This window comes from Novosphingobium sp. ZW T3_23 (assembly GCF_044987305.1).
In the GTDB taxonomy this organism is placed as follows: domain Bacteria; phylum Pseudomonadota; class Alphaproteobacteria; order Sphingomonadales; family Sphingomonadaceae; genus Novosphingobium.
In genome coordinates this window covers 109,382-123,918 of the sequence record NZ_JBJDRF010000006.1, presented here as the reverse complement: position 1 = coordinate 123,918, position 14,537 = coordinate 109,382, and the positions used below count along the sequence as shown (strand labels likewise).

General features: G+C 61.6%; 16 protein-coding genes and 1 pseudogene. 7 read left to right on the top strand and 10 right to left on the bottom strand.

What is annotated here, in order from left to right:
- Positions 1-79: 79 nt before the first annotated feature.
- Positions 80-412: a hypothetical protein gene (locus tag ACI3K3_RS05855; RefSeq protein ID WP_404912671.1), complete on the bottom strand. Its 333-nt coding sequence runs from the start codon at positions 410-412 to the stop codon at positions 80-82.
- A gap of 86 nt (positions 413-498) precedes the next feature.
- On the opposite strand from ACI3K3_RS05855, the pseudogene ACI3K3_RS05850 reads away from it, so the two are divergent.
- The 5 genes and pseudogenes from ACI3K3_RS05850 to ACI3K3_RS05830 all read left to right on the top strand — a co-directional run bounded on the left by ACI3K3_RS05850 (position 499) and on the right by ACI3K3_RS05830 (position 6,634).
- A pseudogene (locus tag ACI3K3_RS05850) lies at positions 499-777 on the top strand (co-chaperone GroES).
- A gap of 61 nt (positions 778-838) precedes the next feature.
- Entirely contained in the window at positions 839-2,425 is a 1,587-nt protein-coding gene (gene groL, locus ACI3K3_RS05845; protein ID WP_404912670.1) for a chaperonin GroEL, read from the top strand.
- 274 nt (positions 2,426-2,699) lie between these two features.
- Positions 2,700-2,867, top strand: a complete 168-nt coding sequence (locus ACI3K3_RS05840; protein ID WP_404912669.1) for a hypothetical protein — start codon at positions 2,700-2,702, stop codon at positions 2,865-2,867.
- A 271-nt stretch (positions 2,868-3,138) separates the two neighbouring features.
- Positions 3,139-4,170 (top strand): AAA family ATPase, encoded by a 1,032-nt coding sequence (locus ACI3K3_RS05835; protein WP_404912668.1) that lies wholly within the window; start codon positions 3,139-3,141, stop codon positions 4,168-4,170.
- 28 nt (positions 4,171-4,198) lie between these two features.
- On the top strand, positions 4,199-6,634 hold the full coding sequence (locus ACI3K3_RS05830; protein WP_404912666.1) for a S8 family peptidase: 2,436 nt from the start codon (positions 4,199-4,201) through the stop codon (positions 6,632-6,634).
- A 271-nt stretch (positions 6,635-6,905) separates the two neighbouring features.
- Here the strand turns inward: ACI3K3_RS05830 and ACI3K3_RS05825 are convergent, their stop codons facing one another.
- From ACI3K3_RS05825 to ACI3K3_RS05790, 8 genes are all read right to left on the bottom strand, one after another.
- Positions 6,906-7,127, bottom strand: a complete 222-nt coding sequence (locus ACI3K3_RS05825) for a helix-turn-helix domain-containing protein (protein ID WP_404912665.1) — start codon at positions 7,125-7,127, stop codon at positions 6,906-6,908.
- A complete protein-coding gene (locus ACI3K3_RS05820) occupies positions 7,124-7,543 on the bottom strand; it encodes a CopG family transcriptional regulator (protein ID WP_404912664.1) in 420 nt (139 codons plus the stop codon). The genes ACI3K3_RS05825 and ACI3K3_RS05820 overlap by 4 nt, the downstream gene beginning before the upstream one ends.
- Positions 7,544-7,627: 84 nt before the next feature.
- Positions 7,628-9,574, bottom strand: coding sequence for a relaxase/mobilization nuclease RlxS (gene rlxS / locus ACI3K3_RS05815; RefSeq protein ID WP_404912663.1), 1,947 nt, complete (start codon positions 9,572-9,574; stop codon positions 7,628-7,630).
- Between the two features lie 397 nt (positions 9,575-9,971).
- Positions 9,972-10,139, bottom strand: a complete 168-nt coding sequence (locus ACI3K3_RS05810; RefSeq protein ID WP_404912661.1) for a hypothetical protein — start codon at positions 10,137-10,139, stop codon at positions 9,972-9,974.
- A 45-nt stretch (positions 10,140-10,184) separates the two neighbouring features.
- The gene (locus ACI3K3_RS05805; RefSeq protein ID WP_404912660.1) at positions 10,185-11,093 is read right to left on the bottom strand and encodes a nucleotidyltransferase and HEPN domain-containing protein; all 909 of its coding nucleotides are present in this window, start codon (positions 11,091-11,093) and stop codon (positions 10,185-10,187) included.
- A gap of 57 nt (positions 11,094-11,150) precedes the next feature.
- Positions 11,151-11,471, bottom strand: a complete 321-nt coding sequence (locus ACI3K3_RS05800) for an RNA polymerase sigma factor (RefSeq protein ID WP_404912659.1) — start codon at positions 11,469-11,471, stop codon at positions 11,151-11,153.
- A complete protein-coding gene (locus ACI3K3_RS05795; protein ID WP_404912658.1) occupies positions 11,468-12,355 on the bottom strand; it encodes an ArdC family protein in 888 nt (295 codons plus the stop codon). The genes ACI3K3_RS05800 and ACI3K3_RS05795 overlap by 4 nt, the downstream gene beginning before the upstream one ends.
- A 364-nt stretch (positions 12,356-12,719) precedes the next feature.
- On the bottom strand, positions 12,720-13,178 hold the full coding sequence (locus ACI3K3_RS05790) for a hypothetical protein (protein ID WP_404912657.1): 459 nt from the start codon (positions 13,176-13,178) through the stop codon (positions 12,720-12,722).
- A gap of 177 nt (positions 13,179-13,355) precedes the next feature.
- Here ACI3K3_RS05790 and ACI3K3_RS05785 point away from each other — a divergent pair, with 177 nt between their 5' ends.
- Positions 13,356-13,595, top strand: coding sequence for a hypothetical protein (locus tag ACI3K3_RS05785; RefSeq protein ID WP_404912656.1), 240 nt, complete (start codon positions 13,356-13,358; stop codon positions 13,593-13,595).
- A 192-nt stretch (positions 13,596-13,787) separates the two neighbouring features.
- On the opposite strand, the gene ACI3K3_RS05780 is transcribed toward ACI3K3_RS05785, so the two are convergent.
- Positions 13,788-14,234: a hypothetical protein gene (locus ACI3K3_RS05780; protein ID WP_404912655.1), complete on the bottom strand. Its 447-nt coding sequence runs from the start codon at positions 14,232-14,234 to the stop codon at positions 13,788-13,790.
- A gap of 56 nt (positions 14,235-14,290) precedes the next feature.
- On the opposite strand from ACI3K3_RS05780, the gene ACI3K3_RS05775 reads away from it, so the two are divergent.
- A complete protein-coding gene (locus tag ACI3K3_RS05775) occupies positions 14,291-14,428 on the top strand; it encodes a hypothetical protein (RefSeq protein ID WP_404912654.1) in 138 nt (45 codons plus the stop codon).
- The last annotated feature ends 109 nt before the right edge of the window (positions 14,429-14,537 follow it).

Genomic DNA, 14,537 nt, shown 5'->3' with positions numbered 1-14,537 from the left:
TCGACCAAGTAGCGCCGTTCCTCCTTGGTGGCACGAACGGCGGAATCTGACAGGAACCGCCGATCGAGCGCCATAAAGGTCACGCTGGGAATGCGTATCGCTTCTCGCGTGTCTTGAACGGGTCTCGGCCGCCCTCCAGCAGTCTAACGGTCTGAGCACGGATGGCCTCCTCCGTTCCAGCGTCCTCGAGCGCTCCGGCGGAGTAGGAGATGATCGGATGACGAGCCCCTTCAGGCCGGTCGGCACGCGCCACAAGAACCTGATCAGCGTCCGTCGTGACGACAAATGCGCCTAATCGTCCGAAATTGCTGATCTCATTCGCAGTATGGTCGCTCTGAGCTTCGGCAGAGCGAATGCCATACTTGATTTGAAATCCGCCCTGCCCATATACAAACAAATGGCACTCTTTCATCGTGACTGCCAGATCGCAACGCGCGGCGCTGGCCTCTCTTGTGAAAGCGACGCCTAGTCGCGGCCCAGCGACAGGATCGCTCGATCATGACATTCCGCCCTTTGCACGACCGCGTTCTCGTACGCCGGCTAAAAGCCCCCAAGAGGAGGGCCGTCGGCATCATCGTTCCTGACAATGCCCGTGAAAAGCCGCAGGGAGGCGAGATCGTGTCCGTTGGTTCGGGCACCAGAGGGGAAGACGGGACGATTACTGCGCTTGACGTCAAGGCAGGTGCCGCATCTTGCTCGGCAAGTGGTCCGCCACCGGTGGGCGGGGAAGACCCCATTATCATGAAGGAAAGCGACGGGCTCGGCATTCTGGGCTGAGTTGTCAGCGGGCCGGCGCTTCCCGGTGAAGTCGACATCTCCACCTATAAGGATAACGACCATGGCCGCCAAAGATGTACGATTTTCGCGCGATATTCGTGAATCTCTCAGCCGAGGCGTTGATACTCTCGCCAATGCTGTGAAAGTGACGCTTGGCCCCAAGGGCCGCAACGTGCTGCTGGACAAAAGCTACGGCGCGCCGCGTATCACCAAGGACGGCGTCACCGTCGCCAAGGAAGTCGACCTCGTCGACAAGTTCGAGAACATGGGCGCACAACTTATGCGTACCGTGGCATCGCGGACCAACGATCACGCGGGGGATGGGACGACCACGGCCACCGTGCTCGCGCAGGCGATCGTCCGCGCGGGCATGAAATCGGTCGCTGCGCAGTCCAATCCGATCGACCTGAAGCGCGGCATCGACATTGCGGTCAAGGCAGTGGTCGCCGAACTCAAGGCCCGGTCACAGCCTGTGGCGGGAACGGACGAGGTCGGGCAGGTCGGTACCATTTCGGCCAACGGAGATGAAATAATCGGCCGCAAGATCGCCGAAGCTATGGAAAAAGTCGGCAGGGAAGGCATCATTGCGGTCGAGGAAGGTTCCGGCGTCGAATTCGAGCTCGATGTCGTCGAGGGCATGCAGTTCGACCGCGGCTACCTTTCGCCCTATTTCGTCACCAACCCCGCGAAACTGACGGTTGAACTGGCCGATCCGCATATTTTGCTGTTTGAGAAGAAGCTGGGAGCGCTTGCCCCGATCCTTCCCTTGCTCGAAGCCGTCGTCCAGTCCGGTCGGCCGCTGCTCGTTATCGCCGAGGACGTCGAGGGCGAGACTTTGGCGACGCTAGTCGTCAACAAGCTGCGCGGTAGCCTGAATGTTGCCGCGGTAAAGGCACCGGGCTTCGGTGATCGCCGCAAGGACATGCTTGAGGATATCGCGGTCCTAACGGGCAGCGAAGTCGTCTCAGCAGATCTCGGGATCAAGCTTGAGAACATCACGCTCTCCATGCTGGGCACGGCCAAAAAGGTGATGATCGACAAGGATACCACCACCATCGTGGACGGCGCCGGCACCGCCGATGCGATCAAGGGACGCATCGAGGCGATCCGGGGGCGGATAGAAAACACCGCCAGCGAATACGACCGGGAGAAGCTTCAGGAGCGCCTGGCCAAACTCACTGGTGGCGTCGCCATCATCAGGGTCGGCGGCTCCAGCGAAGTCGAAGTGAGGGAGCGCAAGGACCGGGTCGACGACGCCCTCTTCGCGACGCGTGCCGCCGTCGAGGAAGGGGTCGTGCCGGGCGGCGGCACCGCACTGCTCTATGCCTCCAAGGTGCTGGCCGGGGTGAAGGGCGCGAACGACGACCAGACCCGGGGCATCGAGATCGTGCAACGCGCCTTGCAGGCTCCGGTCCGCCAGATCGCGGAAAACGCCGGACACGACGGCAGCCTCGTTGCCGGGCGGCTGTTTGAGGGCGGCGATGAAAACATTGGCTTCAATGCCCAGACGGAGCGCTACGAAAACCTGTTTCAATCCGGCGTCATCGATCCCACCAAGGTTGCCCGCTGCGCCATTCAGGATGCGGCATCAGTGGCGGGAATGGTGATCACCGCAGAAGCGGGCATTGCCGACTTAGTCGAAAATTAGTCGCCGGGCGTCTGATCTACCTGTCGCCATAATTCGCCGTCTTCGAACATCGATTTTCCTTCCGAGGTTACAAAGGTAATGGCAATCGCATTTAGGCGAGCGGTAGGTTCCGCTAGAACAGCCGCTCGCCTAAATGATAAATCGCGTGAGCTAGTTGGACTTCGACGCCGCAGGAACGGCGGACATACTCGCATTCCCATTCTGAAGCGGACATTCGTCAATCGGCCAGTCTCGCGCATTCCGGGAACGATCGTTTTGGCTCTAGGAATGGCGGGTGCTGGATGCCGACCCGCCATTCCCGACCCGGCTCGAAAACGTCGGTTTTGTCCCAGCCCCGGTCGTAAGCAGAATGCCCGCTCATTGGTTTCCGATGATCTCGGTCGAACGGCTGAATGGGCGCCTCCCTGATATCTCGCCGACCTTCGGCGGGATCGAAATCTGATAATCCCATGATACCTTCCCACTGGCCACGATGGGTGGAAGAGAAGCGCTTCAGAGCTGGCCGAGCCATTGTCGCGGTGAACCATCCAATTTCTGTTGCGATTAAGGATTTCGCGGCGCCACACTATCGCCTAAAGCGCGCTGATTCGACTCAGCCCGTTTTTGATTCCGTTTGCCGCGTCCACTATGGAAGACGTTATGCAGCGGCAGAAATGAACGCTAGCATGGAGAAGCGGGCATGAGCGTGAGAACCGGGGTTATTCAAGGCTGATATGGCGCGTAGCGACCTTCTCGTTTCTCTGGTGCGCGCCGGCGCTGCAGGCGATCGGGAAGCCTTGCGCTCAACAACCGAAGCGCTGGTCGCCGACGAGCGCGCCAAAAAGCACTATATCGTCGCCGACCGTCTTCAACGCGCACTTTCCGCAGTTCCGGTCACCCCTCCGGCGCTGACGGCAAGTTCCCCACATCTCAATCCCTCGAACGGGCGCGAGGGAATCCTCGAAGTCACCGCCCGCCTCCAGATCGACGATCTGATCCTGTCGCTTCCGGTAAAGGAGAGCGGGCGCCAGCTCATCCAGGAGCACCGGCGCGCGGATGTTCTGCGCGCGAGCGGTTACGAACCGCGGCACCGGGTGCTCCTCTCCGGACCTCCGGGCAATGGGAAGACCTCTTTCGCCGAAGCCCTCGCCGAGAGCCTCGGCCTGCCCTTCTACGTTGTGCGATATGACGCGCTGATCGGAAGCTACCTGGGCGAGACGAACGCGCGCCTGCGCAAGCTTTTCGATTATGTCCGCACGACGCCAAGCGTCCTGTTCTTCGACGAGTTCGATGCGATCGGAAAGGAGCGCGGCGACACGCACGAAACAGGCGAGATCAAGCGCGTCGTCTCGTTCCTGCTCATGCAACTCGACCAGTTGCCGAGCTACGTCATCGTCGTTGCCGCGACCAATCACGGTGAACTTCTCGATCGCGCCGTCTGGCGTCGATTCCAGATGCGCTTGAGCATGCCCGCTCCGCAACGCAAGGACGTGACCGTATTTCTCGATCGCATCTTGTCTGATTGGCCCGATGCTCCCAAGATGCCGGCAGCGCGTATTTCAGCAAAACTCGGCACGGTGAGCTATGCCGAGGCTTTGGACTTCTGCCAGAACGTCAGAAGGCGCCAGATTTTGGGATTGGGGGAGCTTTCCGTCGATGATGCATTGCGCGCCGAACTCGAGCTTTGGACCTCGCGGGTAACTCCGGAAGCAATCAGTGCCGAGCGATCCGACCAAGCCTCTGCTGAGGCTACCCGTCCCAGCTGATCAACCGCGCGCCCTCGGGCGCCCCATGATGACCCCAAGGCCGGACGCGTTTACGCGCGATCGCCAAACGGTAGCCTTTGGTCCCAAATTCAGCAGACTTGCCGATATTCTCGCACGAGGCGCCGATGCGCTCGAACTGCGGGCAGACGCTGCCGGCCTGGCGCCTGAGCGCCTCCTGGTCTTCGAAGTGCGCGGCTCGATCGCCGCCTTTGCGAATGCCGTCCAGAATGTCTCAGGCCTCGAATTGGTGGATGAAGAGGAGCTCGAAGGCGATGAGGAGGACAAGCAACCCTTCGCCTATCTTCTCGTCCCGGACATGGTGGCGCTGCGCAACCTCCTTGGCCTATGGCAGCGGTGGCAGACAGGCCGCTTGATCCGCGGCGAGACGCCATGGGCGAATGTCTTCGAACTGCTCAAGGATCTGCGGCCATGGGGGCCCCTGGATCGCGTGCACGCAAGCGATGCGACGTTTCTTGACTCCCTCATCGACGGACTGGACGATGATGAGCTCGTGCGCCTCGAGGTCGAGCTGGTCTATCGCGCTCAGGATCGGATCGCAGAGGAACAGGAGGCCAATGTCCGGGCCGCGATCACTGCGCGTGCCGGCCGTATCGTCTCGCGAGCCCGCATCGCGGATATCGGCTATCACGCGCTGCTTGCTGACATTCCTGCCTGGGCCGTGCGCGAAATCGTCGAGCGACGCGCCGAAGGCGTGGCCGGGCTCGAGCCGATCCAGCACATCCGGCCACAAAGCGCCTCGACCTCGATCGAACTGGGCGACGTCGCCGAGGATGCCGCGGCCGCGCACCCGCAGCCCGAGCTGGGCGAACCAATCCTCGCGCTGCTAGACGGAGTACCGGTCGCGGGGCACCGCCTGCTTAGCCGGCACATCGATCTCGACGACCCCTTCGATCTCGAACCTTCAGCACTCGTGGCCAATCGCTTTCACGGCACGGCCATGGCATCGCTCATCGTCCACGGCGATCGCAACGGCACGGGCCAGCCCCTGCCACGCAGGATCCATGTCATGCCCGTCATGGGTAACCATGACGAATTTCCGCGCGACAGACTGGTAGTGGATCTCATCTACCTCGCCATCGTCCGGTTGCGGGAGCAGCGGCCAGGGGTCGTGATCGTCAATCTCTCTCTGGGGAACAGGAACCGGCCTTTCCATGGCCAGCTTTCGCCCTGGGCGCGGTTGCTCGATCGCCTCTCGAACAGGTTCGGCCTGCTCTTCATCGTCAGCGCCGGCAACGCGATTGCCGACTTCGGCGTGCCAGCCTATGCAAACGGGCTCGCCTACGAAAGCGCCGATGGTGCCCATCGCGCGACATCGATGATCAATGCGCTTCATGGTCTGATCGGCGAGCGACGGATGTTCTCGCCGGCTGAAACCATCAACGGCATCACAGTGGGCGCCAGCAACAGCGATGCTGTGAAACCCGCCGACCGGGCGCTTGCGCGCGCACTTATCGACCCCTTCCCCGATCACGACACTGCCAATCCCTCCAGTTCGCTTGGCCCCGGGTTCGCCCGATCGGTGAAGCCGGACATTTTGATGCCCGGCTCGAAGGAGCATATGCAGGTCGTGCGCAATCATACTCATATCGACGTCCGACCTGGCCGCGCCTCGCGCGGCGCAGGCCTCAAGGTTGCCGCCCCTCCCATCGCCGGCCGCGAGAATCAGGACGGATATACCAATGGAACCAGCGCCGCTGCCGCGCTTGCGTCGCGGACATGTCACGAAATCCACGACGCGCTGGAAGCGGAGTATGGCACGGACTTCCTTGCCATGTCGCCGCTCCAGCGGGCCGTTCTCCTCAAGGCGCTCCTCGTCCACCCGGCACGCTGGCCGCGCGATGCAGCCAAACTCATCAAGGATACGGTCGGGCCATGGGGGCGCGGTCAGGCGCCGCGTCAGAAGGATAATATCCGGCGGTTCATCGGCTATGGCATGGTCGATGGCGAAGATGCTGTCGCCTGCGCGGCCGACCGCGCCACCTTCTTTGCCGTTGGCAGTCTCCATCGCGATCGGTCAGTGACCATAGCCGTTCCCGTTCCGCTCGCCATCGGCGGTAAAAGTCAGCCACACAGTCTCTCAGCGACCCTTGCCTGGTTCACGCCGGTCTCACCGGGCCGGAAATCCTATCGATCCTGCCGCCTCAAGATCCTCAAGCCTGCATCGATCACCGATCTCGGCGTCAGTCCTCATGGCTGGCAGCCTGATGAGAACCAGATCAATCGCGGCACAATCTTCTCGCGCTACTGGGAAGGCAGCAATTCCCCGGTCGTCACCGCCGATATGACCGTACCACTTACGATCCAGCGCGATCCCGACCAAGGCGCAGCAATCGACGACGCAGTGACGTTTGGACTTGCCGTCACACTCGCGATGCCCGGCGAGGTCACGCTCTATGACGAGGTTTTCGCTCGCGTTCGGCCGACAGTCCGAGCGGGCGCCTGAGGCGATGTAATTCGCGCGCATAGGAGCAATCGAACGCCAGCTTGTTTGGTCGGGCAACTTAGAAGCTGACCTTCATAAGAAGGCGCATAGCTGGGCTCCGGAAGGAGGCTTCCGCTGGTCCGTGAATGGCCGCTTTCCTACAACGCTTCCTCTAAAGCCGACCGTCGCGAAGGCCCCAGCGCGCGCCATCGAAAATGGCCACTGTCTGCGTCCGGGAACGGCAGCTTTCTCGGATGGGCCGCTCCAAAGCTGACTGCCGCGAATGTCCCACTCAAGGACGCTCGATCAACCGCCGGAGTGTTCGCATTGGCACCAGAGTGATCGCTCCGACCTTGATGGTCTCGATGTAACCGTCGGCGATCATTTGATAGAGCTTTGAGCGTCCGATCCCGGTCAAGCGGCAAGCTTCGGGTATCCTAACGGCCAAAGGCTCGGTCGGCGGCTGATGGACGTGCTTGCTGCTCGTTGCTCGTGCCCGCTCTTCGTCCATCATTTCGCTCCTTTGCCTGGAATCTGACCTTCACCCGCCTTTTCGCCGCCGCTTCGAGCGGCCTGTTCCGCAACCAGCCGGACGAAGGCGTCATATCGAGCCTGACCCAGCTTTCGGGTCGCTGCGTCGAAGCCGGGATGGTGCGCTGTCAGCGTCAGTTGATGCCGCACGAAGAGCCCGACCACTTCGGTGAGGTAATCGAGCCTGCGCTCGATCCGCTCAACCGCCCTCGCCTGCTGCACCAGCTTCTTCCCGAACTGTCTCTCCGCCTCGACATCCTCACGGCGCTCGAACCAGGTGCCAAGCGCCTCGGTCATGATCGCGGTCTTGGAATTGCTCGGCTCCGCCGCCAGCGCGTCGAGGCGCGCCGAGAGGTGATCGGGCAGGTAAAGCTGATGGCGGGTCTTGCGCGTCTGCATGCCCGCCAGGATGCCAGCCGACCAGTCGTCTAGAAAGGCACTCTCTGGTGCACCCAGGGTACTTTCCGCGGCATCTCGTAACCATCATGAGATTTCGGGGCCACCGCGATCGAGCCCACGCCGCCAGGTGATTCCCGCTTCCCTCATGATCCCCGACACCTGTTGGTTCAGGTGCCTTTCCAGTTCGGGGCGCCAAGGCACCAACGTAAATTCCCGCGACTTCTCGATCAGGGCAAACTTCTCACCGCCGACCTCCACGGCCTTGCGATAGGTGCCATCGATATGGGCATGCCGGTTTTCCGCGAAGGGTATGCCCAGTTCCTCCGAGAGCTGACCAGCCACGCGGCGGAACTCGCGCTGCTGAAGGTTGGCAAGGAGGTTTGCCTTGAAGCGAAGCGTGCTGCCGTCCTGCTCGGCGAGATCCTGCTCGATCAGCCATTGCCGGCGCTGTTGGAGCGCGCTCCGCACCTCGCCCCCCATTCGGCCCCGAAGTTGCTCAGGATCTTCCGCAACGCATTGCCGGTCGAGCCAGGTCGGCCCGTCATGCTGGACCAGTTGCTCCAAGGGCCGATCGGCCAGAACCTCCACTGTGACCGGACGGTTCTGCTTCAAGCGCTGTTCGTACTGCTTAACCCGCTCAAGATGGTCTGCCGGAATTGTCCAACTGCCGTCTAGATGGCGCTCCACCCCGCCCTGCGCCCGCCGAATGGCCTCAAGACGCCGCACATGGGCCTGGGCATATTCGTGGGTGGCCGTACGGTCATGAGCAAGGTGCTTCGCGACGCTGTAGGACCTGCCATTGGCAGCGGCAATTTCGGCGACATTGCGATCTGCAATGCGAGTGCCGAAGCGCGTCTGCTCGATCCTGACCAACCGCCCCTGCATGGCGCCATCCGCCAGTTCGTGTCCAAGGTCGACGTAATGGGTGCGGCCGTCGGTGGCCTCGACGATCATGTAATGGCGATCCCGGTGCTCGTCGGAGAGCCCGCGAGCCTCGATGCGCCCGACGATGGCGCGGTCCGTGCCGGGCTCGAAGATGGCGTAGTCGTGGGGGGCCAGCTCCGGACGTGCTTTCAGGCGCTCATGCATGGTGGCAATGATGTCGCCGCGCTTTCCCATCGTCCGCAGGATACTCTCGATATCGGGATCGAGGCGGTAGCGCCCCTTCTCCTCTTCGAGTGCGAGCCCCATGCGGTTGAGCGTGCCAAGGCGCGCTGCGCGCAGGCCCTGCTCGACAGGATCACGGTGCCAGGCGGGCGCCAGTCCTTGCTCATCGAGCGAGGTCAGCAAAGTTCGATCGAGGCGGGTGAAACGTTCGGCGGTAATCTCGGAGCGCCGCGCTTCCTGAATTTCCAGTTCGGTGCGCGGGCCGAGATCGAGGCTGACGATCTCCGACGCACGGGCGGCAATGCCGCTGCTGATATAGTCGCGGGCGATGACCAGGTCCTTGCCGCGCTCGTCGACGCCGCGCACGACGATGTGGGTATGAGGATGGCCGGTGTTGTAATGATCGACCGCGACCCATTCGAGGCGGGTATCGAGGTCCTTTTCGACCTGCTGCATCAGCCGGCGCGTGAGGTGTTTCAGGTCCTCATAGTGCTGGCCGTCCTCGGGCGAGACGATGAAGCGGAACTGGTGGCGATCGCCGGCACCGCGCTCGAGAAAGGCCTTGCCATCGGCAGCGTCGATTTCCGGACCGTAGAGCGTGCCGCGCTCGCCCTCGCGGGTGGTGCCGTCACGCTGAAGGTACCGCAGGTGTGCGGCGGCGGCCTTCGCGCCCTTCCCGGCCAGCTTCACATAGCGGGTCTTGACGATGACCCGGCGCGAGCACGGCCCGCCAAAACGATCGCCGCTTCCCAGCAACTTTCCGGTGGCCACGCCACGGCCAATCCGACTGCCGGTGGAACGCCGCTTCCCGCCACCCGAAGGTCGCCGCGCGCCTCCGGCCTGATTGATCGCGCGGCGCAGGTCGTGGCGAAGAGGCCGTTCCTTGCCGACATGACCAAGCCATACCTGGAAGTCGTCATCCATCGCGCGTACCTCACTGGCAAAGACCTCGATGAAGGATTGCGCGCACGTGGCTTCAAGGGCCTCCATCGCCGTAGCAGCCCAAACCCTTGGAATCGGGCCATTTCCGGGGCAAAACCTCCACCGGTGGAGGCAAGGTTCAGTTATTCCACAACCCGAGTCTCGCAAAAAACGATGTGCAGACAACAAGTTGGGTCGCTGCGCGAGCCTACGCCTTTTAACTTGCCCTCCCCCTTCTTACCCTCTCCTGCCCTCCACGCCCTCTCCTCTGCCATATTCTGTGGAAGCGCCAAGCCGCCTTCCCACGGCACGCGTAGGGCAACATCAAGAACTCTGCTTGTTGCCACTTTCACAGATCTGCGGAGGTTTTCAGCGGCCTTTTCGGACGGGGCCCGCTGGGTTATATCGGGTCAAAGCTCGCCGATTTGGTCTCGCTCGCAAGTGCCGACATATACTCCTTTCTGGGTGCAACCAGACCGGCAAAGGAGACGAATTCAAGCAGCGAACCGATCGGATCACGCCGATTTTCGCAACGAGAACCTGACAGAAAAAAGGCGTCGCCGGTCATGGCGACGCCCTGGATTCGGCGCTCGCTTTGAAGGAACCAGCGCGCCTAGATGTGGCTGCCGTTCTTCCCTAGATGGGTCTCGCAGACCTCTTTCGTCAGCGTATGGAGCATTTCCACGCGCTGGACGATCCACTCCAGTTCGGCGTCCCGGATCGTGTAGTAAGGCGAGTATCTTGCCTTGACGTAAGCTTGCTGGAGCAGCTCGAAACACCGCCGAGCGAACTTTGTGTCTCGCGGCCATACCGGGATCAGATCGCGGGCGATGTCCTCGCTCTTGTTCCGCAGAAACTCGATGTTGTGCGATTTCGGACTGTAGAGTGTCAGCGTCAGTAACAGAGCGTGGTAGGCGTGCTCGGTCGCCTGATGCAGCATGAAGGCCCCATGGTTTTGTCGGCCCTTCGAGATGTTGTATTGCGCCGAATCCAAGAAGCCGACCGCACTCTCAAACCACTGTTTGAAGTTCTGCTCGGCCTCCAGGAAGGCCACCGCCGTGTCCAGCGGCTTGGGCATCGCGAAGTGCTGTTCTTCGAGCGAGTAGAGGACCACGCCCTCGCGCACGACATCCATGAAAAAGGGGCGGCTGCGCGAGAGCTGACTGTTCACATCGGCCATGCTGTGCACCACCATGCCCACCGGCGCCGAAATGCGCTTGGCAATGCTCCATTCGCGCATCAGATGGTCCTGCGCACGGTGCCAGTATTCCGGATCGGCAAGCCGCTCGTCGTTGACGATCACCAGGATATCGTAATCGGAATAGTACCCGCCTTCGTGATCCTCGATCCAGTTTCCCCGGGCGTAAGAGCCATAGAGAATGACCTGAGCGATCCGCCCTTCCCGCTTCCATTTCTGGGTGGAAAGCGCGCGTGCATCCTCGAATTCCGCAAAGATGATCTGCACCACGCGTTCGAGATCGTGGCGCTTGCGGTCAGGGAGATGGTCGAGATCGGTCTTCATGGGCTTGGCTCGACTGTGGGCCTAAGGGGCGGCAGGTGCAAGGAAAAGACGGCGGGGCTAAACCCCGCCGCTCTCTTCCAGCATTCGCGTGATGGTTCCGATAGCCCTGCTTATCCGCCTCTCGATATCCTTCACCGAACGGCCGGTGCGCCGGGCGATGTCCACATAGCTCATGTTGTCGATACGCACGGCAAGGAACACTTCACGATCCACGGCAGGCAGTGCCGCCATGGCCGCTTCCAGCCGCTCGACCAATTCAGGGGGTGGCTCCCCCAGCGCCTCCAGATCGATGGCGTGCGGCAAGATCGGCTGCGCAGGAGGTGCGCGACGAGCGCCCTTGCCCCTGCGCCAACGCAGCGAAAAGCGAAGGCCCTTCATGCCGGGCCCTCCCCGAATGCGAGGAGGAAATCCGCCGCCTTGCTGGCTGCACTCGCCGCCCGGAAGATCGCCTTTTCATCGGCACGTAACGCCTCGAGCCAGGAGCCGATATAGTCGCTGTGCCGCACCGTCGGATGGATGCCGAGCGAGGCGCAGGTAAAGGCCGCCGTCATCTCCGCGACCAGCTCTTCCTTGGCGTAGGATGCCGATCCGAACCGGCCGGTGTGATCGCGGTTCAATCGGCTGGTATGCCCGCTCCAATGCCCCAGTTCGTGCAGCGCCGTGCGAAACCAGTTCACCGGTTCATGGAAAGCAGCCTGCGGGGGAACCTGCACATAGTCGTGCTTGGGCGAGTAATAGGCCTCGTCCCCGCCGATCCGAAAGTCCGCGCCCGTAGCTGCAATCAGCCGGTCGACCTCGGCAATCGCCATGATTGGATCCGGAACCGTATCGACCTCTTCAAACCGCTCGGGCAGCCCCTCGATCTGATCCAGATTGAAGACGACGAAGCGCTTCAAAAAGGCAATCGTGCGCGCCTCGCGGTCCTCGCCCGCCGCCTTCTCGGCCTCGTCCTTGGGCGTGAAGCGATCGGCATAACAGATGACCGTCCCCTTCTCGCCGCGCCGGACATTCCCGCCGACCTGCTGTGCCTGCCGGTAGGTCAACCAGCGCTGCGAAGCGAACTCGCGTTCGACTGCCTCGCACCACAGGATCAGGACATTGATCCCGGAATAGACCCGCCCGGTAACCGCATTGCGCGGCATCATGCAAGGACACCGCGCGCTGTCCCACGGACGCACCCAGGGAAGCCGCCCCTCTTCAAGCTCGGCGATGATGCGGGAAGTGACCTCTTCATACAGGCCAAGACGCTGAATCTGGCTCATTACCCTACTCCTTTCTTCAACCGCCATTGACCGGCGCCGGGGTGGCGGGGGGCGGCAGGAGCGGACCAGGAGCCTCGCCAGAATGGCGGGGTGCACCCGAAGGGCCGGAACGAAGAGGAGGACCTGGGCAACGCCCAGGTTGCGCCGCGCCATGGCGGGGCTATGGGTCCGTGACGCCCCCCGTCACCCTGGAGCAGGGCAAGCGCCGCCATGCCGCAGGCAGGGCGTCCGCATTTGGCCCGCCAGGGCCCCACCTGTCAGGGATCGTCACCCGAAGGGACGAGACGCCGAAGGCGGCTCGGTTGAGCGCAGCGAAATAGAGCCCGGCCGCGCAGCGCGCGGGACAGCCGGTCTTCAATCTGCGTTATCGAGTAGATAGACGTTCAGCGCCGGCGCGCAGCTTGAGCGTGTCGGTCAGTTCGAAGTTGAGGTTGAGGCTCGGCAGCGCACGGAAGTACCTGCTGTTGTCATTGACCGACGAATACTCGGTCACGTTCTGCGTGCCATCCCAGTATGTGCGGCCGGAGAAGGCATTCGAATGGGTTGTGACGCTGACGAAGCGCACGCCGAGGTTACCGGTGAAGAAGGACCCTGCGAAGTCCAACATCAGGGAACCTTCGAAGTTGTCTTCCTTGACGCGCCAGCACTTCGACTTGTCCTGCACGGGGGTGCCGATGGTGAGATATTCGGCGGCCAGCGTCTTGTAGTTGCCCCAGACGAGCGTGGGCACATCGAAGCCGTGGACGTCGAAGGCTGTGAGGTACGAGGAATCGATCGTGCCGCTGCCCGAGACCGACGCGCTGTAGGCATCGTAGCTCTTCACGCGGTTCGAATAGCGCAGGAACCCCTTGTGTTAACGTCTGGAAGCGGTGTTCAGGGACGGTCTTCGCCAAGCCGAGATCAAGCACGAAGAGGAGCGGGCTGCTGCTGAGGAACGCCGCCGCAAGAAGCGGAAGGACTCAACGCAAAACGGCTCGATCATCTTTTCCAGAGCGGTGAATTGCTTCGCCGTGCCCGTGAAATCCGCGAGCTGGTCGCGAATGTCAGCGAGGCCATGGAGGCATCGAGGGAAATCGAGGCAAGTGCGCTTACAGCCTGGCCGAAATGGGCACTGGCCGAAGCGGACAAACTTGACCAGATCCTCTTACCCTGCGCCCAACACCTTGGATTGGGGACTAACCTGCCGTTCGCAGCCCTGCAGTCTTATGACGGCATTCGACGAAACTGGACGTTTAAGTGATCCACAAGCTTGCAGCGTGTTTGGTATGACTTCGGCCGCATTTTGGAGCGGGCTCCCGAGATCCGCCGAAAGTGCCGCTCAAGGGATTTGCTTTGGACGTTACCATCTCAATTTCACTCGGAAGGCAAGGCCGTTGCTCAGCAGCCGACCAAGGGGGGCCAAGGTGAAGTTGCCGAACGCCGGTAGCGCGGTTCACGCCCCAGCTGCGGCACAATCGCTCAGAGAAATCAGTCCAGGCAGCAACCCAACGAGGTCCTCCTCACCACTATGTGCGATATGGAGAATTATATTGTCGTCGCCCCGGACTATGGCAGCGGCGACACGATGGTTGCCATCGACGAGCCAGGCCCGATCCTTAATCACGGCAAGCGTCAGTTTATGCGAATCTTCGGCGTCCAGCTCGACACCGAGCAGCCAGGCGATACGACAGATATGGAAGTTCCGATGAAACTCTGGCGATAGCTCGTCTTTCACCTGTCCCCAAGAACGCTCGGCGAAATCACCTCGATCAACTGCGTCGCGTACCTCTTGGGGATTGATCGCTTCGACTTTCCACATCTCCCCGTCGAGCGGGTTGATTATTGCCGTCAAAGACTTGATCGGCACCTGATATTTCAACAAATTTGAGCCCCACATCATCGTCCTACCATTGTGGTTTTAGGACATCAGGGCGAAGCGTCAAAGGAAAGGTGCCCATGGTTATCGATCTTTTTGCCCGGCTTCGGCCGGATGCCGATCTCCACCCACAATTTCTCAAGACAAGAGACGATCCCAAAATGGCGCCGGTGATGCTCGACGCGGGTCAAGCAATGGCGGGCGAGTTTCGGCAGTGAGCGGCAACCTATCCTGAAACGCGTTACGGCCGAGCCGACCTTGGTGAACGCGATAAATGACTAGGGCAGGTCTTTGAGCAATGTGACGCTAAAGTATGGGATTTCAATG

What these genes read in the sequence shown, in the direction of transcription:
- ACI3K3_RS05775 (WP_404912654.1), top strand. Translation starts at nt 14,291, where the DNA reads ATGGTTATCGATCTTTTTGCCCGGCTTCGGCCGGATGCCGATCTCCAC.
- ACI3K3_RS05825 (WP_404912665.1), bottom strand. Translation starts at nt 7,127, where the DNA reads ATGATGGACGAAGAGCGGGCACGAGCAACGAGCAGCAAGCACGTCCAT.
- ACI3K3_RS05800 (WP_404912659.1), bottom strand. Translation starts at nt 11,471, where the DNA reads ATGAAGGGCCTTCGCTTTTCGCTGCGTTGGCGCAGGGGCAAGGGCGCT.
- rlxS (WP_404912663.1), bottom strand. Translation starts at nt 9,574, where the DNA reads ATGGATGACGACTTCCAGGTATGGCTTGGTCATGTCGGCAAGGAACGG.
- ACI3K3_RS05855 (WP_404912671.1), bottom strand. Translation starts at nt 412, where the DNA reads ATGAAAGAGTGCCATTTGTTTGTATATGGGCAGGGCGGATTTCAAATC.
- ACI3K3_RS05795 (WP_404912658.1), bottom strand. Translation starts at nt 12,355, where the DNA reads ATGAGCCAGATTCAGCGTCTTGGCCTGTATGAAGAGGTCACTTCCCGC.
- ACI3K3_RS05780 (WP_404912655.1), bottom strand. Translation starts at nt 14,234, where the DNA reads ATGATGTGGGGCTCAAATTTGTTGAAATATCAGGTGCCGATCAAGTCT.
- ACI3K3_RS05830 (WP_404912666.1), top strand. Translation starts at nt 4,199, where the DNA reads ATGACCCCAAGGCCGGACGCGTTTACGCGCGATCGCCAAACGGTAGCC.
- groL (WP_404912670.1), top strand. Translation starts at nt 839, where the DNA reads ATGGCCGCCAAAGATGTACGATTTTCGCGCGATATTCGTGAATCTCTC.
- ACI3K3_RS05810 (WP_404912661.1), bottom strand. Translation starts at nt 10,139, where the DNA reads ATGACCGGCGACGCCTTTTTTCTGTCAGGTTCTCGTTGCGAAAATCGG.
- ACI3K3_RS05805 (WP_404912660.1), bottom strand. Translation starts at nt 11,093, where the DNA reads ATGAAGACCGATCTCGACCATCTCCCTGACCGCAAGCGCCACGATCTC.
- ACI3K3_RS05835 (WP_404912668.1), top strand. Translation starts at nt 3,139, where the DNA reads ATGGCGCGTAGCGACCTTCTCGTTTCTCTGGTGCGCGCCGGCGCTGCA.
- ACI3K3_RS05820 (WP_404912664.1), bottom strand. Translation starts at nt 7,543, where the DNA reads ATGCAGACGCGCAAGACCCGCCATCAGCTTTACCTGCCCGATCACCTC.